At 63.4% G+C, this 17,847-nt stretch carries 19 protein-coding genes; 12 read left to right on the plus strand and 7 right to left on the minus strand.

The window, feature by feature from the left end; genetic code table 11:
- From ACTS2Z_RS09865 to ACTS2Z_RS09875, 3 genes are all read right to left on the minus strand, one after another.
- A partial coding sequence (locus tag ACTS2Z_RS09865) for a hypothetical protein (protein WP_442573043.1) occupies positions 1-475 on the minus strand: 475 nt, incomplete at its 3' end.
- Between the two features lie 98 nt (positions 476-573).
- Entirely contained in the window at positions 574-1,230 is a 657-nt protein-coding gene (locus tag ACTS2Z_RS09870; protein ID WP_442573060.1) for a uracil-DNA glycosylase, read from the minus strand.
- Positions 1,220-1,801, minus strand: coding sequence for a LabA-like NYN domain-containing protein (locus ACTS2Z_RS09875; RefSeq protein WP_442573044.1), 582 nt, complete (start codon positions 1,799-1,801; stop codon positions 1,220-1,222). Before ACTS2Z_RS09875 ends, ACTS2Z_RS09870 begins: the two co-directional genes overlap by 11 nt.
- A gap of 47 nt (positions 1,802-1,848) precedes the next feature.
- Between ACTS2Z_RS09875 and folK the strand changes: the two genes are divergently transcribed.
- The 12 genes from folK to ACTS2Z_RS09935 all read left to right on the plus strand — a co-directional run bounded on the left by folK (position 1,849) and on the right by ACTS2Z_RS09935 (position 13,327).
- Positions 1,849-2,361 carry a 2-amino-4-hydroxy-6-hydroxymethyldihydropteridine diphosphokinase gene (gene folK / locus ACTS2Z_RS09880; protein WP_442573045.1) on the plus strand — a complete coding sequence of 171 codons (513 nt, stop codon included), beginning with the start codon at positions 1,849-1,851 and terminating at the stop codon, positions 2,359-2,361.
- 114 nt (positions 2,362-2,475) lie between these two features.
- Complete coding sequence (gene rpoZ, locus ACTS2Z_RS09885) at positions 2,476-2,841, plus strand: DNA-directed RNA polymerase subunit omega (RefSeq protein WP_442573046.1); 366 nt, start codon at positions 2,476-2,478, stop codon at positions 2,839-2,841.
- Positions 2,842-2,844: 3 nt separating this feature from the next.
- On the plus strand, positions 2,845-5,064 hold the full coding sequence (locus tag ACTS2Z_RS09890) for a RelA/SpoT family protein (protein ID WP_442573047.1): 2,220 nt from the start codon (positions 2,845-2,847) through the stop codon (positions 5,062-5,064).
- Between the two features lie 32 nt (positions 5,065-5,096).
- Positions 5,097-5,684: an orotate phosphoribosyltransferase gene (gene pyrE / locus ACTS2Z_RS09895; protein WP_442573061.1), complete on the plus strand. Its 588-nt coding sequence runs from the start codon at positions 5,097-5,099 to the stop codon at positions 5,682-5,684.
- A 5-nt stretch (positions 5,685-5,689) separates the two neighbouring features.
- On the plus strand, positions 5,690-6,436 hold the full coding sequence (locus tag ACTS2Z_RS09900) for a pyridoxine 5'-phosphate synthase (RefSeq protein WP_442573048.1): 747 nt from the start codon (positions 5,690-5,692) through the stop codon (positions 6,434-6,436).
- Complete coding sequence (acpS, locus tag ACTS2Z_RS09905; RefSeq protein WP_442573049.1) at positions 6,433-6,846, plus strand: holo-ACP synthase; 414 nt, start codon at positions 6,433-6,435, stop codon at positions 6,844-6,846. Before ACTS2Z_RS09900 ends, acpS begins: the two co-directional genes overlap by 4 nt.
- Positions 6,843-7,532, plus strand: coding sequence for a ribonuclease III (rnc, locus tag ACTS2Z_RS09910; protein ID WP_442573050.1), 690 nt, complete (start codon positions 6,843-6,845; stop codon positions 7,530-7,532). The genes acpS and rnc overlap by 4 nt, the downstream gene beginning before the upstream one ends.
- The gene (era, locus tag ACTS2Z_RS09915; protein WP_442573051.1) at positions 7,522-8,469 is read left to right on the plus strand and encodes a GTPase Era; all 948 of its coding nucleotides are present in this window, start codon (positions 7,522-7,524) and stop codon (positions 8,467-8,469) included. Before rnc ends, era begins: the two co-directional genes overlap by 11 nt.
- Positions 8,470-8,613: 144 nt before the next feature.
- Positions 8,614-9,342, plus strand: a complete 729-nt coding sequence (gene recO / locus ACTS2Z_RS09920) for a DNA repair protein RecO (RefSeq protein WP_442573052.1) — start codon at positions 8,614-8,616, stop codon at positions 9,340-9,342.
- A 50-nt stretch (positions 9,343-9,392) separates the two neighbouring features.
- The gene (gene parC, locus ACTS2Z_RS09925; protein ID WP_442573053.1) at positions 9,393-11,645 is read left to right on the plus strand and encodes a DNA topoisomerase IV subunit A; all 2,253 of its coding nucleotides are present in this window, start codon (positions 9,393-9,395) and stop codon (positions 11,643-11,645) included.
- Positions 11,646-11,748: 103 nt separating this feature from the next.
- Positions 11,749-12,297 (plus strand): LemA family protein, encoded by a 549-nt coding sequence (locus ACTS2Z_RS09930; RefSeq protein ID WP_442573054.1) that lies wholly within the window; start codon positions 11,749-11,751, stop codon positions 12,295-12,297.
- Between the two features lie 25 nt (positions 12,298-12,322).
- On the plus strand, positions 12,323-13,327 hold the full coding sequence (locus ACTS2Z_RS09935) for a M48 family metallopeptidase (protein WP_442573055.1): 1,005 nt from the start codon (positions 12,323-12,325) through the stop codon (positions 13,325-13,327).
- On the opposite strand, the gene ACTS2Z_RS09940 is transcribed toward ACTS2Z_RS09935, so the two are convergent.
- From ACTS2Z_RS09940 to ACTS2Z_RS09955, 4 genes are all read right to left on the minus strand, one after another.
- On the minus strand, positions 13,324-14,427 hold the full coding sequence (locus tag ACTS2Z_RS09940; protein WP_442573056.1) for an AI-2E family transporter: 1,104 nt from the start codon (positions 14,425-14,427) through the stop codon (positions 13,324-13,326). The genes ACTS2Z_RS09935 and ACTS2Z_RS09940 overlap by 4 nt on opposite strands.
- Positions 14,420-15,997, minus strand: a complete 1,578-nt coding sequence (locus ACTS2Z_RS09945) for a TRAP transporter large permease (protein WP_442573057.1) — start codon at positions 15,995-15,997, stop codon at positions 14,420-14,422. The genes ACTS2Z_RS09940 and ACTS2Z_RS09945 overlap by 8 nt, the downstream gene beginning before the upstream one ends.
- Entirely contained in the window at positions 15,998-16,783 is a 786-nt protein-coding gene (locus tag ACTS2Z_RS09950; protein ID WP_442573058.1) for a TRAP transporter small permease subunit, read from the minus strand. It abuts the gene before it with no gap.
- A 3-nt stretch (positions 16,784-16,786) separates the two neighbouring features.
- A partial coding sequence (locus tag ACTS2Z_RS09955) for a TRAP transporter substrate-binding protein (protein ID WP_442573059.1) occupies positions 16,787-17,847 on the minus strand: 1,061 nt, incomplete at its 5' end.

A 17,847-nucleotide genomic window follows, 5' to 3' on the forward strand; every position in this document is an offset into this window, starting at 1 on the left:
TGTTCAGGGTCCTCAGCGTGGTCAGCTTCGCGAAGAATTCCTGATTGGCCCACTGAAGCCCCATCTCTGCGAAGCGATCGAACACGGCTCTCACCGGCGCGTCGTCGCCGCTGGAAATGTAGAGGTTTACCGCAATCGCCTCGCGCGGCGTAATTTCGGCGAGATACCAGCGGGCCGGGCCTGCATTCTGCAAATACGTGATCAGGGCGGCGTCCAGCTCCTGCGGGAAGGCAAAGCCATGCATCTCGCCCAGCAGGATGTAGCGGGCTTCGAGATGTTCCTCTGACAGGGCGAGGTTCATGTCCGGTGCGGCGATGTCGAGCTCGACCCGGTTTTGTTCAAGCCAGTCGCGGTAGCGGTCTGCCCCGGCCTGGTCCGCCAGGACTGGCAACCAGGGCAAGCCCACTACAAGGCCGATTGACAGGAGGATAAGCGCAATGAAGCCGCCCAGAATCCCGAATATCCATTTGAACATGACCCACCCCGACTGTCCGATTCTGCCGTGCTGGCAGCATGGCATTGGAGGCTAGACCGGGTGCCAGTGGCGTCAATCGGATTCAGGGAGCAGGCGGGCTATTCGCGAAGCAGCGCCTTTGCCGCCTCGAACACGTCATGGAACATCGCTTCGGTGAGGCGACCGGTATTCGTGTTGTAGCGCGAGCAGTGATAGCTGTTGATCAGCGCGAGCGGGCCATCAGTGGCTTCGATAGTGTGGGTTGCGCCATGCGCGAAGGTGTAGGCAGACGGACGCTTACCCAGTGCGCGAAGCGTGTTCTCGTGGGCGATGCGCCCGAGCGCGATAATCACTTTCAGGCGTGGCAGGGCCGCGATGCGCGCGGCCAGAAACGGGCGGCAATTGGCCATTTCGGCGCCGACCGGCTTGTTCTGCGGCGGCGCGCACCGCACGGCATTGGTTATCATCGCATCGTGCAAGGTCAGGCCGTCGCCCGGATCGGCCTTGTAGGTCCCCTTCGAGAAGCCATAACGCTCCAGCGTCGCGTAGAGCAGGTCGCCAGCCCAGTCGCCCGTGAAGGGGCGTGCGGTCCGGTTTGCCCCTGTCCGGCCCGGCGCGAGGCCGACGATCAGCAGCCGCGCGTCCGCGTCACCAAAAGATGCTACCGCACCGTTGAACCAGTCCGGTTCCTGGCGCGCGTTTTCATGGCGATAGGCGACGAGGCGAGGGCAGAGCGGGCAATCGGCGGGCGGTTCAGCCGGTACGCTATGCGTCATTATCGTCGTCACCGGCAGGCGCGGAATAGTCATCGCGGGCCCGGCGTTCCCGTCCAACCAGACGGGCGAGCTCCGACAATTCGATGAAATTGTCGGCCTGGCGGCGCAGATCGTCGGCAATCATGGGCGGCTGGGATTTCAGCGTGGAAACCACCGAGACGCGAACGCCCCGGCGCTGCACCGCATCGACCACCTTGCGGAAATCGCCATCGCCGGAGAACAGGATGATGTGATCGAGATAGGCGGACGCCTCAAGCACGTCGACGGCGATCTCGACATCCATGTCGCCCTTGATGCGGCGGCGGCCATTTTCGTCGGTGTATTCGCGCGCCGCCTTCGTGACGATGCGGAAGCCGTTATAATCGAGCCAGTCGACGAGCGGCCGGATCGGGGTGTAGTCGTCGTTTTCGAGCAGCGCGGTGTAGTAGTTGGCGCGCACGAGCCGTCCGCGCTTGCGGAACTCTTCGAGCAACTTGCGGTAATCAATGTCGAAATCGAGGGCGCGGGCTGCCGAATAGAGGTTTGCGCCGTCGATAAATAGGCCGATACGTTCATTGGGATAAAATGTCATGGGGCTCCTCATCAGGGGCTAATGGCGGAATAAAATCAGGTCGTCGCATGAGTATCTACATCGCTTTCGGTTCAAACCAAGCCCTGGGCGACACTCCGTCACGTGGGGTGTTGGCGCAGGCCTGCAAGGCCCTTGAAGCGCGCGGTGTGGTGATCAGCAGGCGTGCGTCGTTGTGGCATTCACCTGCCTGGCCCGACCCGTCAGACCCGGCCTATTTGAACAGTGTGGCGGAGATCGAGACCCAGCTCGATCCAGGCGAACTGCTTGCATGTTTGCACGACATCGAAGCAGGCCTGGGGCGGGTGCGAAGCGCGCTCAATGCACCGCGTACGCTCGATCTCGACCTTATTGATTTTGCCGGAGAGGTCCACGCCGGCCCGCCCGGTCCGGTGCTGCCGCATCCGCGCGCACATATTCGAGCGTTCGTTCTTTTGCCTTTGCGTGAAATTGCGCCGCGCTGGATCCATCCGGTGTCCGGGGAAGGAATTGAGGCGCTGATCGCCCGGCTACCCCGCGATGAAATTGCCGCGACGCGTCGGGTTGGCCCGTTCGAGGCGTGAGATAATGCGTTGTGCAGCGCAGCGCCGCACTTGATGCTGGCGGCACACTAAGGTATCAGGAAGTTTCGCTATTACCCCCGACCCCCTGTTTGCATTTTGGGAGCGTCCCCGCTCATGGCTCGCGTTACTGTTGAAGATTGCATCGAAAAAGTCCCGAACCGGTTCCGGCTCGTCCTTCTGTCTGCGCACCGTGCCCGCAATATCGCGGCTGGCTCGCAACTTCAGATCGACCGTGACAATGACAAGAACCCGGTCGTGGCCCTGCGCGAGATTGCAGACGAGAAGCTGGACCTCGAGGCTCTGTCCGAAAGCCTGGTGACGGGTCTGGAGCGGGTCATTCCCGCCGACGAGGACGAAGAGGATGCCCGTCAGGAAACCGGCGAGGCCCCGCGCGCCCTTCCGGCTCCGGAAATGGACGAGGCGGCCATGCTGCGCGCCCTGCAAAGCGATCGGGACGGGCCGGCAGACGGCCGTCTGTAGGCATTGGGCGGGGCCGCGCTCAGCGCTACCGCCGAAGCGCCGGGAGCCATCCCAAGCGCTGATGACCTCATTGCGCGCGTAAAGGCATATCACCCGAACGCGGATGACGACCTCATCCGCCGGGCCTACGAATATTCCCGCGAGAAGCACGCATCCCAGACCCGCCATTCCGGGGAGCCCTATTACGGGCACACGGTTGCTGTGGCCATGCTGCTGGCCGATCTACATCTCGATGTTGCGACGGTGTGCACCGGACTGCTTCACGATACAGTTGAAGATACGGATGCAACCCTAGAAGAAATAACACAATTATTTGGTGAAGATGTTGCACGTCTGGTCGACGGTGAGACCAAGCTCAGCCAGATGGAGCTGATCAACAAGCGCACCCGCCAGGCTGAAAACTTCCAGAAGTTGGTGCTGGCGATCACTGATGATGTCCGCGTGCTGCTGGTGAAGCTGTGCGACCGCCTGCACAACATGCGCACGCTGCATTTCATGCCGAAGCCGGAAAAGCGCGAGCGCATTGCGCGCGAGACGCTGGAAATCTATGCGCCTCTGGCCCGGCGTATTGGCGTGAACCGGATCTGCGTCGAGCTGGAAGACCTGGCCTTCCGCAACATCAACCCGGATGCCTATGAGTCCATTACCCGCAGGCTGGCGGCGCTGCGTACGACGCGTGCCTCCGCGATTGCAGCCATGTCCTCGCTCCTGTCCCAGCGCCTGGATGAGGCCGGAATAGACTGCCGCGTCTTCGGGCGCGAGAAGCGGCCCTACTCGATCTGGCGCAAGCTGGAGCGCAAAGGCACATCCTTCGACGACATCGCCGACATCTATGCCTTCCGCGTGATCGTGAACACGGCTGACGAGTGCTATCGCACGCTCGGCGTCATCCATCAGAACTGGCGCTCGGTGCCGGAGCGCTTTCACGACTACATTTCCACGCCCAAGCCAAACAATTACCGCTCGCTGCACACCACCATCGTCGGCCCGCACAATGTGCGCATGGAGCTGCAGATCCGCACCGAGGCGATGGAGGCTGTGGCTGAAACCGGGGTTGCCGCGCACTGGCGCTACAAGGCCGGGCGCTACGGTTATGATCCCAAGTCCGCGCGGGAGGCAGGTGGCGACCCGCTCAGCCGCCTTCGCGCCTTCGTCGAGATCCTCGAGCAGGGCGGCGATCCGGACGAGTTCCTCGAGCATGCCAAGTTGGAGATGCTCACCGACCAGGTCTACGCCTTCACGCCCAAGGGCGAGCTCATTGCCCTGCCTCAGGGCGCGACGCCGCTGGACTTCGCCTATGCGGTCCATACCGAGCTTGGGGCAGGCGCGGTCGGTGTACGCATCAATGGCCGTGAACGGCCGCTACGCACCCGCCTGCGCAATGGCGATACGGTCGAGATTATCAAGGGCGGGGTGCGCCAGCCGCCGGCGGGCTGGGAAGATCTGGTGGTCACCGGCCGCGCCAAGGCCGCCATTCGCAAGCTGATCCGCGAGACGCAGCTGCAGGAGTTCGAGCGGCTGGGCAAGGTCATTGCCGAGCACGCCTTCCAGCGGGAGGGCAAGGCCTTCAAGGAAAGCATGCTGGGCGATGCGCTGACGCGGCTTGACCTGAAGACCGCAGAGCAGCTCTACCAGGCGCTTGGGCGCGGTCAGGTCACCTCAACCCAGCTTTTCGATGCCGTCTTCCCCGGCCAGCGCGAAAAGAACCCGAATGATCCCAGCGAGCGCGAACTCATCGATGATGAAAAAGGCGCGCTTTATGTTCATGGCGGCGGGCTGACGCCGGGCGTCTCCCTGCACTTCGCCTCATGCTGCTCGCCTCTGCCGGGGGACCGGATTGTCGGCATCATGCGCGAGGGAGCCGGCGTGGAAGTCCATGTCATTGATTGCGAGCGGCTGGCGGAACTCGAAGAGGACGATCCGGCATCGGGTGATAACTGGATCGACCTGAAATGGACGCCGGAAGCCCGCGCCAATGCGGTTTCCGTCGGCCGGGTGCTGGCCACGGTGCGCAACGAACCGGGCGTGCTGGCCGAGATTGCCGGGGCGGTCGGCGAGGCGCGCGGCAATATCACCAACATCAAGACCTTGTCGCGCTCACGCGATTTCTTCGACATGGCCTTCGACATCGAGGTGGTGGACGCGCGCCACCTCTCCAATATCGTGGCTGCACTGAAGACCTGCGACCGGGTAGTCACCGCCGAACGCGCTCGCTACGAGTAGCGCGCAAACAGGCTGAACGGAGACCGGACATGATGACCGCTGACGAGGTGCTGGACGAGTTTCGCGAGGCAGGTGCGCTTCTTGAAGGACATTTCATCCTGTCCTCTGGCCTGCGCAGCCCGGTGTTCCTGCAAAAGGCGCTGGTTTTCCGCGAACCTGCCCGCACCGAAAAGCTCTGCAAGGCGCTGGCCGAAGCCATTCGCGAGCAGGTTAAGGAGCCGATTACGGCGATCGTCTCGCCGGCACTCGGCGGGATCATTCCAGGCTATGAAACCGCGCGCCAGCTAGACCTGCCTTTCCTGTTCGTCGAGCGGGAGGATGGCGAGTTCCGCCTGCGGCGCGGTTTTCAGCTGACGGCAGCAGACCGCGTTCTGGTGGTGGAAGACATCGTGACGACAGGGCTTTCATCGCGTGAGTGCATCACGGCGATTGGCAAGTCCGGCGCGAAGGTCGTGGCAGAAGCCTGCCTCGTTGACCGCTCCGGTGGCCGCGCAGATGTGGGCGTGCCCCTGATCGCGCTCGCGACTGTGGCATTCCCGGCCTATGCCGAAGACCAGCTGCCCCCTGAACTTGAGCGCATTCCGGCCATAAAGCCGGGCAGCCGTGGTCTGGAGGCCTGACACCCATGCTGCGCCTCGGCCTCAACATTGATCACGTAGCAACCATTCGCAATGCGCGTGGCGGGGCCCATCCCGATCCTGTGCGCGCTGCGGCGATTGCAAAGATGGCAGGCGCAGACGGCATCACCATTCATCTGCGTGAAGACCGCCGCCATATCCGCGACGGTGACCTTGAAGCCGTGCGCGCTGCGACGCCCCTGCCGATCAATCTCGAAATGGCGGCAACCGAGGAGATGACCCGGATCGCGGAGCGCTTCAGGCCGCATGCCGCCTGCCTCGTTCCGGAAAAGCGCGAGGAGCGCACGACCGAGGGCGGGCTGGATGTCGCAGGGCTACACAACACGATTGCGCCGATAGTGCGCCGGCTGAAAGAGGCGGGCTGCCGCGTTTCGCTCTTCATCGAGCCGGACCCGGTCCAGATCGCTGTCGCCGAGGTGCTGGGCGCGCCGGTCGTCGAACTGCATACGGGGCGCTATGCCGAGCTATGGCTCGACGGTGACGAGGACGGGGTCGCGAAAGAGCTGGAACGCCTGCGACTGGCCGCCAGCGAGGCTGCGCGGCGCGGTATCGAGCCCCATGCCGGTCACGGCCTGACCTTCGACAATGTGAAGCCTGTGGCGGCGATACCGGAGCTTGCCGAGCTCAATATCGGCCATTTCCTGATCGGGGAGGCCATCTTCACCGGGCTGGAGACGGCTGTCCGGCGCATGCGCGCCCTTATGGATGAAGCGCGGGCGGAGCGGGCGGCGTGATCCTCGGTATCGGCACCGACATCATCGACATTCGCCGCATTGAACGCTCGATTGACCGCTTTGGCGACCGGTTCAAGACCCGTGTCTTCAGTGCCGGAGAACGGGCAAAAGCCGAAAGCCGGATGCGTGAGGTGGAGACCTATGCCAAGCGCTTCGCCGCCAAGGAGGCAACGGCCAAGGCACTCGGCACCGGGATATATCGCGGTGTGATCTGGCGCGATCTGGAAGTCATCAACCTGAAGGGCGGCAAGCCCACGATGAAACTTGCGGGAAAGGCGCTGGAGCGCGCTCGCGCGCTGACGCCGGACGGCATGGACTTCACCGTCCACCTCACCTTGACCGACGATTATCCCTGGGCGCAGGCCTTCGCCATCCTGGAAGCCATTCCACGGACGGGGCAGGGCGCATGACCAACCGCATCTCCCGCCTGCAGGAAACCATAGGCTATCGCTTTAGCGATGAAGGCTTGCTTGAAATCGCGCTGACGCATTCCAGCCATGGAGATGGCCGCCGCAAGACCGATTCCAATGAGCGGATGGAGTTTCTGGGCGACCGGGTGCTGGGCCTGCTCGTGGCGGAGCGGCTTTTTTCCATGTTCGAGGGTCTGAGCGAAGGCGGGCTTGCCCACCGGCTCAATGCGCTGGTCAACAAGGGAGCCTGCGCGCGTGTGGCCCGCGCGATCCGTCTTGGCGATGCGCTCCTGCTGTCACCGGGCGAGGAGCGGCTGGGCGGGCGCGACAAGGAATCCATTCTGGGCGATGCCTGTGAAGCGCTGATCGGTGCCATCTATCTTGATGGCGGACTTGAGGCTGCACGCGTATTTTTCAATCAGGCCTGGGAGGGTGAGCTGGACCAGCTGACCCGGCGCGCAAAGGATGCCAAATCGCCGCTGCAGGAATGGGCGGCGCGCAAGCGGCTGACGGCTCCGGTCTATGAAACGCTATCGCGCAAAGGGCCTGACCATCGTCCCCACTTCACCGTCGAGGTGCGCATTGACGGGCTTTCGCCGGCAGTCGGCGAGGGCAATACCAAACAGGCCGCGCAGCGCGCCGCCGCTGACGCAATGCTGAAACAGGAACACGCCCATGAGCAGTAACGAGACCACCCGCGCCGGCTTCGTTGCCGTGATGGGCGCGCCCAATGCCGGCAAGTCCAGCCTTGTGAATGCACTGATCGGTCAGAAGGTGTCGATAGTCACCCATAAGGTCCAGACCACCCGCTTTCAGATACGCGGCGTGATGATGGAAGGCCGCACGCAGGTAGTTCTCGTCGATACGCCCGGCGTGTTCGCGCCGCGCCGGCGCCTTGACCGGGCGATGGTAGCGGCGGCCTGGGCTGGAGCGGACGAAGCCGACGCCATCGTGCACGTTGTCGATGCAGCCGCAGCGTCGCGCGTTCTGAAGGGCAGGACGGGCGGGCAGGATGGCCGCGCCGACGAAGACACGCGCCGCGTCATTGACGGCCTCAAGACCGCAGGCCGAACGGCCATTCTGGCGCTCAACAAGATTGATCTGATCAAACGGGACGAGCTTTTGGCGCTCGCACAAAGCCTCCATGAAACAGGTGCTTACAGCGAGGTCTTCATGATCTCGGCGAGCAATGGCAGCGGCGTGAAAGACCTTGGCGCACGCCTCGTTTCCCTGATGCCGGAAGGCGCCTTCTTCTATGACGAAGACCAGATCGCCGATCTGCCCATGCGGCTGCTGGCTGCCGAAATTACCCGCGAAAAGCTCTTCCTGCGCGTCCATGACGAACTGCCTTACGGGCTGACCGTCGAGACCGATAGCTGGCAGGACCGTAAGGATGGCTCGGTGCGCATCGAGCAGACCATTTACGTGGAGCGCGAGGGCCACAAGCCGATGATTATCGGCAAGGGCGGCCAGACGCTCAAAGTGATCGGTGAGCTCGCGCGCAAGGAACTCGCTGCCGATCTTGAGCGCGACGTGCACCTCTTCCTCCATGTGAAGGTGCGTCCGGGCTGGAGCGAGGAGCGCGCGCGCTATTCGGCTCTGGGCCTGGAGTTTGATGCGTGAGCCTTGGTAAGGCGCAAGCAGGTTTCTCCCCCCGCCTGCGGGGGGAGTGCCGCGAAGCGGCGAGGGGGGGAATTGTCTCTCCCCCCTCCGCCTCGCTCGCGCTCGACACCTCCCCCGTAAACGGGGGAGGAAAGGCGGCCGGCCATGGAATGGGCTGATACCGGGCGTATCATAGCGGTTCGCAATTATGGCGAGACCAGCGCCATTGTGGAATTGCTGACCCCTGATCATGGCCGCCATCCGGGGCTTGTGCGCGGCGGGCGGTCAAAGGCGATGCGTCCGATACTGCAGCCGGGTAATGCCGTCAGCGCGGTCTGGCGAGCGCGCCTGGACGAGCATCTGGGCAATTTTGCACTGGAGCCGGTCTCTCTGGATGCCGGGGCGCTGATGGATGACCCGCTGGCTTTGTCGGGCCTCAATGCGGCCTGCGCGATGGCCGTTCTGGCCCTGCCGGAGCGCGAAGCACATCCGGCCGTCCATGGCGCTTTCGAGGTTCTGGTCTCGTCCTTGAGCGATCTCGATATCTGGCCAGCGCTCTACATTCGCTGGGAGGCCGGCCTTCTGGCCGATCTCGGCTATGGCATGGACTTGAAGAAATGCGCCGCTACCGGGCGCACCGACAATCTTGTCTATGTCAGCCCCCGGACAGGCCGGGCGGTCTGCGCCGAAGCGGGCGCCGAATACGCTGACCGGCTTCTGGCCCTGCCGGGCTTCATGGCGGGGTCCGGGGTGGTCGAGCCCGGCGATATTGCGGCGGGTCTGAAGCTGACCGCCCATTTCATCGAGCGACGGGTCTTGTGGCCGGCTGACCGGGTTCTGCCGGAAGCGCGCGCACGCATGATCGAGCGGCTGGAATCGGCAGGCAGACTTTAGCCTGCACGCCCTATACTGGCCCCAAGAAGAATCACATCACGAGGCGTTTAATGGGACACGAACCGGTGGGCGAGGCAGGACGGATTTTCCCCGAGCGCTTCGAGGATGCCCTGTCCTCGCGCTATCTTGCCTATGCGCTTTCCACGATCACGCAGCGTGCGTTGCCCGATGCGCGCGACGGGCTCAAGCCTGTGCACCGGCGGCTTCTGCATGCCATGCGCCTGCTCAAGCTGGACCCGGACGCCGCCTTCAAGAAGTCGGCCCGTGTGGTCGGCGACGTGATCGGCAAGTATCACCCGCACGGCGATCAGTCCGTCTATGACGCGCTGGTGCGTCTGGCGCAGGATTTTGCTGCCCGCTACCCGCTCATCGAGGGGCAGGGCAATTTCGGCAATGTGGACGGCGATAGCGCAGCCGCCATGCGCTACACCGAGGCGCGCCTCACAGAGGCGGCCCGTCTGCTCCTTGCCGACATGGACGAGGACACGGTCGATTTCCGCAAGACCTATGACGGGTCGGAGGAAGAGCCGGTCGTCCTGCCCGGCGCCTTCCCGAACCTTCTGGCCAATGGTGCGACGGGCATCGCGGTCGGCATGGCGACCAGCATTCCGCCCCACAATGCGGCTGAAATCTGCGATGCCGCGCGCCATCTGATAGCCAGACCGGACGCTGATGTCCGCGCGCTGGCGAAGTTTGTCAAAGGGCCGGACTTCCCGACTGGTGGCACGTGCGTTGAGCCGGCCGCCTCGATCCTTGAAGCCTACGAGACGGGCCGTGGCGGCTTCCGTCTGCGGGCGAAATGGGAAGTCGAAGACCAGGGGCGCGGCACCTGGCGCATCGTCGTCACGGAGATTCCCTATCTCGTCCAGAAGGCGCGCCTGGTGGAGCGTATTGCCGCTCTGATGGATGCCAAAAAGCTGCCGCTGCTGGCCGATGTCATGGATGAAAGCGCAGAGGATGTCCGCCTCGTACTGGAGCCGCGCGCCCGGACCGTGGACCCGGCAGTCCTGATGGAATCGCTCTTCCGCGCCACCGACCTGGAAGTGCGCTTCCCGCTGAACATGAACGTGCTCGACCCCAAGGGCGCGCCGCGCGTGATGAGCCTTAGGGAAGTTCTCCAGATCTGGCTCGATCACCGCCGCGAGGTGGTCGTGCGCCGGGCCGCCAAGCGCCTTGCCGCCGTCGAGGACCGGCTGGAAGTGCTGGCTGGCTACATCATCTGCTTCCTCAATCTCGACCGGGTGATCGCCATCATCCGCGAGAGTGACGAGCCCAAGCCTGATCTGATGGCGGAGTTCAAACTCTCCGAGCGGCAGGCCGAAGCCATTCTCAACATGCGTCTGCGGAGCTTGCGCAAGCTGGAAGAGATCGAACTGCGCGCGGAGTCGGATCGGCTGGCGGGTGAACGCTCGGAGTTGCAAGCGCTTCTCGCCAGCGACACGCTGCAATGGGAAAAGGTGGACGGCGAGATCGCTGCTGTGCGCGAGAGTTTCGGACCCCGCACTGCCCTCGGCCGCCGCCGCACCCATTTTGCCGATGCCCCTGCCGACGATCTTGCCGACCGGGTCGAGGAAGCCCTCGTGGTGCGTGAGCCGGTAACAGTCGTGTTGTCTGAAAAGGGCTGGATACGCGCCATGAAGGGTCATCTCGATGACCTCTCCGGCCTGAAACACAAGGACGGAGACGAGACGGCCTTTGCGGTACGCTGCGAGACAACCGACAAGCTGTTGCTGTTTGCGACGGACGGGCGGGTCTTCACACTGGATGCGTCAAAGCTCCCCGGCGGGCGCGGCTTTGGTGAGCCTGTGCGCCTCCAGATTGATCTGGATGAAAGCTCTGCACCGCTATTGCTGGTAAAACACGATCCGTCGCGCAAGCTGCTTATCGCATCGAGTTCGGGTCACGGCTTCCTTGTGGCGGAATCCGAATTACCGGCGATCAAGCGGGCAGGCCGCCAGCTCGTCAATCTCGTCGACGGGGCTGAGGTCATCGTCGTGACCGAAGCGAAGGGCGATACCGCCGCCGTGATCGGGGAAAACCGCAAGCTCCTGGTCTTCCCGCTCGACGAAATCCCCGAAATGGCGCGCGGCAAGGGCGTGCGCCTGCTGGGCGGGAAGGGCGGCGAGGTGAGCGATGTCACGGTTTTCGCGGCCGAGGACGGCCTCAGCTGGACCGACGGGGCAGGGCGCCGTCATCCGGTGGAGGACTGGAAGCTCTACCTTGGAAAGCGCGCGCAGGCAGGCCGGCTGGCGCCGAAAGGCTTTTCGCGTTCGGGACGGTTTGCGCCGCGCGGTCAGGTCTGACGGACAATCCCTGTCAGATCGCTCTGAAAGGCTTGGCGGTACGGCCACTTGGGTTTAATCATCGGGCGAACGCCCTGCACCTCCTCACGGGAAGGATATTTCCATGGAACTGACCGTCCTCCTCATCATCCTTGCCGTTATCGGCCTGGCCATCATCCTCATCTACAACCGCCTCGTCGCACTGCGTCAGACGACCAATCAGGCGTGGGGCGATATCGATGTCCAGATGAAGCAGCGCTATGACCTGGTGCCGAACCTGGTCGAGACCGTGAAGGGCTATGCCAGCCACGAAAAGGAAACGCTGGAGAACGTCATCAAGGCGCGCCAGCAGGCAATTGACGCAACCGGCCTGAAAGACCTTGCCGCGGCTGAAAACATGCTGACCGGCGCGCTGCGCCAGCTTTTCGCGCTGTCGGAGGCCTATCCGGACCTGAAGGCAAACCAGAACTTCCTGTCGCTGCAGAACGAGCTTGCTGACCTCGAGAACAAGATCGCTGCCGCACGCCGCTTCTTCAACAATGCGGTCTCCGAATACAACACGGCCATAGAGCAATTCCCGGCCGTGGTGCTGGCAGGCCCGTTCGGGTTCAAGGGGCGCGAATTCTTCGAGATTGCAGTATCTGAGCGCGCTGCGCCTGCGGTGAAGTTCTAGGCCGTTACACGGGCGGAGGCCTGTCATGCTCGCAGCGACCGGCCTCCGCTCCCACATCTGGAATAATAATCTCAAATCCATCCTGCTGCTGGCAGGCTTTCCGTTCCTGATACTGGGGCTGATCTTCGGCTTCACGACCCTGTTCATCGCCTTCATGGTGGATGAACAGGGCGATCTGGCGCGCAGCTCGGGCGAAGCGCTGGAGATGATGCCGCTTGTGACGCCTTGGGCATTACTCGGCGTGGCGATCTGGTTTGCGATCGCCTGGTTCTCCCATCAGGCGATCATTGATGCGGCAACCGGCGCACGAAAAGTTACGCGCGAGCAGGAGCCGGAGCTCTATAACTTGCTGGAAAACCTTTGTATCTCGCGCGGCCTGACCATGCCGGCCTTGCGCGTGATCGAAAGCTCCGGCCTCAACGCCTATGCCTCGGGGCTGACCGAAAAGCAGGCTAGCGTAACGGTGACACGCGGCCTCATGGAGGCGCTGGACCGGGACGAGATGGAGGCCGTGCTCGCCCACGAGCTGACCCACATCATCAATCGCGATGTCCGCCTTCTGGTCATCTCCATCATCTTTGTCGGCATCATTTCCTTTACGGTGGAATTGCTGGTCCGTGGGCTGTTCCGGGCCTCGCTGGTGAGGGCCGGGGGCAGCCGGCGCGGTTCGGGGGGCAATGCGGGCGTGTTCATCTTTGTCGGTCTGGCGCTGGCGGCGTTTGCCTGGCTGCTGGCGGTCGTGATCCGTTTCACCCTGTCACGCAAGCGCGAGTACATGGCTGATGCGGGTGCCGTCGAACTGACCAAGAATCCCGATGCGATGATCTCTGCGCTCCTGAAGGTCTCTGGCAACCCGGATGTCGAGAGGGCGCCTGCAGAAGTCCGCCAGATGTTCCTGCACGTGAAAGCGAGCGGTGTTTCCGGGATTTTCGCCACCCACCCGCCGATGGAAAAGCGCATTGCCGCGCTGGAGCGCTTTGCGGGCGGGGTGCGTCCGACACCGCGTGCCGGGGCGGTGCCGAGCGTCTAGCGGGCCGCCAGAAGCGGCGCGTAAGCCCTCGCATAGACGTGCCAGACTGCGCTGAAGAGCGCTGCGATCATCGGCCCCAGCACAATGCCAATGGCACCGAAAAGGGTCAGTCCGCCCAGTGTCGAGATCAGCACCATCAGATCGCTCATCTTGGCGTCCTTGCCGACGAGGCGCGGGCGCAGGAAATTGTCGATATTCATGATGACCACGAAGCCGAAAACGCCAAGCACGATCCCGGCAATCATCTGGTCCTGCACGATCAGCCAGGCCGCAGCCGGCCCCCAGACCAGCGGTGTGCCGATACCGGGAATGACCGAGAGCAGTCCGGCCAGAGCGCCCCAGAAGGGTGCGCCCGGCACTCCGGCGAGGGCAAGCGCGAGGCCAGTTACCGTGCCCTGAACAAGGCCGATCACCAGCGTGCCCTTGATGGTCGCGCGTATGGTCGAAACCGCGCGCCCGGCCAGCAGGATGCGGTCGCGCGGGCGCAGCGGCAGAAGGCGCAAGGTGGTGGCTGTCATGTCGCGCCCGTACACGAGGAAGAAATAGAGCGCGTAGAGAAAGACGATGCCGTTCAGAAAGACGACCAGGGTCGATCCCGCAGCTGACGTCATGGCATTGATGAAGACGCGGCCTGCGGTGGAAGCGAAGCTGCCAATCTGGCCGGCGATTTCACCCTGATAGCGCACGACTTCCTCACGCCAGGGCACCCATTGCGGCACGCCTCCGCCTGCATCGCGCCAGGCCGTCACCTGTTCCTGCACGAAGGGTGTAAGTGCTTCGCCTACCTGCAGCGCCTCTCGTACGACAATCACGATGAGGATGGTCAGCGGAATGAGGCCGATGGCAATGACCGACAGGATCAGGAGTCCGGCTGATACGCGTGGACGATTGCCGGTCGCGCGTGTCTGCCAGTCCTGCACAGGCGTCAGCATGAGGGCCAGCACGGCAGCTATGAACACGGCGCCGAGATAATCCTTCACCATCCACAGAAGCAGCGCCGTTATGGCGATAGCCATGACGACAATCACCCCGCGTTGGAGCGCAGCGCGTTCGGCGGGTGTGGGCATGTCAGGTTTGTGGGGCAGGTCGGGCCTAACCATAGAGCATTTCCGGCAGCGCAGTTGCGAGCCACGGCATGGCCGCCACAACGCCGATTGCCAGCAACTGGATAATTACGAAGGGGATCGCGCCGCGATAGATCGCCGATGTCGGCAGTTCGGGCGGCGCAACACCGCGCAAATAGAACAGGGCAAAGCCGAAGGGCGGGGTAAGGAAGCTGGTCTGCAGGTTGAGTGCCATCAGCACGCCCAGCCAGATCGGATCCACGCCCATCAGGAACAGGATCGGAGCCACGATCGGCACGACCACGAAGATGATCTCAATGAAGTCGAGGAAGAAGCCCAGCACGAACATGATGAGCATCACCACCAGCACCGCGCCAAAGACACCACCCGGCACGGCTTCGAGCATGGTGCGCACGCTGCCATCCCCGCCAAGCTCCCGGAAGACCAGCGCAAAGAGGGACGCGCCGATGAGGATGACGAACACCATGGCGGAGATGCGCGCCGTCTGGGTCATCACATCGTCCAGCACACCAGTCCGCCACAGGCGCACAAGCGCCCAGAGCGTGCCCGCTGCGGCGATCGCGGCAAGGATGTAGGAAAACGTAAGCACAGCGCCCGCAGCGCCGGTGCGCAGGTCCAGAACCATGGCGCTGGCGATCAGCGTGAGCAATCCCAGCGCGCCGGCCGCTACCAGAAGGCGTCCCGCTGAAGGGTTGGCTGAGGCGCCGGCATTGCGGAAACCCGCCAGCAGTGTTGCGCCGAGCGCGCCGACACCGGCGGCCTCCGTGGGTGTGGCCAGGCCGGAGAGGATCGAGCCCAGCACTGCGATGATAAGCGCCAGAGGCGGAACGAGTGCGCGGATGATCTGGAAAGTGCTGGTCGCGCCCAGTTCTTCACGCGGAATGGCTGGCGCCGCGGCGGGAAGGGTCACGGCGATGACGATCTCGTAGACAATATAGGCGCCTACCAGCATCAGGCCGGGGATGAGGGCACCTGCAAACAGATCGCCGACCGTCACGATGTCGGGCGCGAAAATACCCTGCTCGCGCTGCGCGCGGGCATAGGCGGAGCCCAGCTGGTCACCCAGCAGAATGAGCACGATGGAGGGCGGAATGATCTGGCCCAGCGTGCCCGATGCGGCAATCGATCCGCTGGCGAGCGACGGGTCATACCCGCGCCGCAGCATGGTGGGCAGCGAAAGCAGGCCCATCGTGACGACGGTCGCACCGACAATGCCGGTCGATGCGGCCAGCAGAGCGCCGACGACGATGACCGAGATGCCGAGCCCGCCGCGCAAGGAACCGAACAGGGCGCCCATCGCCTCAAGCAATTCCTCCGCAACGCGGGATTTTTCCAGCATCACGCCCATGAAGACAAAGAGCGGCACCGCCACGAGGATGGATTTGTCCATCTCCATGATGTTGCCGTAGATGCGCTGGGGGAAGGCTCTCAGGTGGAGCGGATCGAAGGCGCCCAGTGCAAGCCCGGCCAGAGCGAAGATGATCGCGACGCCTGCCAGCGTGAACGCCACCGGAAATCCGCGCAGGAGCGCTGCGACGGCGGTCGCAAACATCAGGAAGGGCAGTGCCAGAAGCAGGAAATCCATCTATTGCGCCTCCGTTCCGGGGCGCAGGCTTTTCAGCTCTTTCTGCCGTTTGTCATTGACCGTCAGAACGGCCTTGGCGGCCATGGACACACCTTGCGCGATCATCATCACCGCAAAGACCGGGATAGCTGTCTTCAGCAGGAAGACCAGAGGCAGCCCGTCGCTTTCGCGTGACCGCTCCATGATGCGCCAGGCGCCGCCGACATAGGAACGCGACGTGTCGAGTATCAGCCAGCACATCGGCAGGAGGGCGAGATACACGCCCGCGATATCGGTCCATGCCTTTGCCCGCTCCGACAGGCGAGAATAGATGATGTCGACGCGCACATGGCCGCCAGCGATCAGCGTCACAGCGCTCGACAGCAGGAAGAGCAGGGCGTGCAGGTAGATCACGGATTCCTGCAGCTTTGTGATCGAAATGCCGAAAACATAACGCTGGATCACGATCAGGCTGGTCACGAGCACAAGGCCAAGCGCGAACCAGCGCGCGGCATCGCCAATAGCGGTGTTGATGGCATCGATCAGGGCCGCAATACGGCTGAGGACGGTCACCGCAAGGCGGGGCAGGTCAGCAAAGAATGTCCAGAGCGCTCCCAGCAAGGGCAGGGCGACAATCGGTGCAAGACCGTACCCGATATAGCCGAGAATGCGTGCGGTCTCGGCCCCCAAGGGCGAAAGATTGGTTGCCGTCCAGGCCTCCACACTGCCGCCGGTAAGCTGATCGAGTGCGACGACACCGAGTGTCCCCGCGATCACCAGAAGCAGCAGCCAGTCGCCCGCGCGCATCGGTTAGCCGCCCAGCACGATTTCACGTTTTTGCAGGTAGGGCGTCTCGGACACGTTGGCCCATTCGCGCGACCGGCGGCGGGACTGGACATAGCTGTTGTAGACGCGGCGCGAGATGGCATCTGCATTCGCAGCGTTGGCCACGACTTCTTCGCTGACCCGGCCGAGCTCCCGCCAGATTTCATCGGAGAAGGAGCGCAGCTGAACGCCGTGTTCCTCGATGAGGGTCTGCAGCGCGATCCCGTTATGGTGGGTGAACTCGGCAAGCGAGAGATTGTTGGCTGCGTGAGCGGCAGATTTGACGATGGACCGGTGTTCGGCAGAAAGGCTTTCCCAGACGCCCAGATTGATGCCGAGCGCCAGCGAGGATCCGGGCTCGTGGAAACCCGGACCGTAATAGAAGGGCGCTTCGCGGTAGAAACCGAATGCAAGGTCGTTCCAGGGGCCGACCCATTCGGTGGCGTCGATCGCGCCCGACTGCAGCGCTTGGTAGATTTCCCCGCCAGAGAGAGCGACGGCCGCGCCGCCCAGCGCGCGGATCACATCACCGCCAAGGCCCGGCATACGCACGCGAAGACCGCGGAAGTCTTCCAGCGTGTTGATCTCGCGCTTGAACCATCCGCCCATCTGGTGGCCAGAATTGCCGGCCTGGAACGCCTTGATGTTGAACTGGGCCGACAACTCGTCCCAAAGCTCCTGCCCGCCGCCAAACTCGACCCAGGCCATGATTTCCATGGCTGTCATGCCCATCGGGACGGCACAGAAGAAATTGTAGGCCGGGGAGCGGCCCTGCCAGTAATACTCGGCGCCGTGATACATGTCGGCGACACCGTTGGAGACGGCATCGAAGACCTCGAACGCGCCGACGATCTCGCCCGCGCCATAGACCTGTACTTCCAGTTCCCCGCCGGACATCTCGCCGATCAGGCGGGCCGTAGTGTCAGCTGCCGTGCCAAGGCCGGGGAAGTTAGCTGGCCATGTAGTGACCATGCGCAGGCGGCGCGTGCGCTGGCGATTGACCGCTGGCGCCGCGACGGTTCCGGTTGCGGCTCCGTCTTCCTGTG

Origin of the sequence: Glycocaulis sp., assembly GCF_052168375.1 — a bacterium.
GTDB lineage: Bacteria > Pseudomonadota > Alphaproteobacteria > Caulobacterales > Maricaulaceae > Glycocaulis.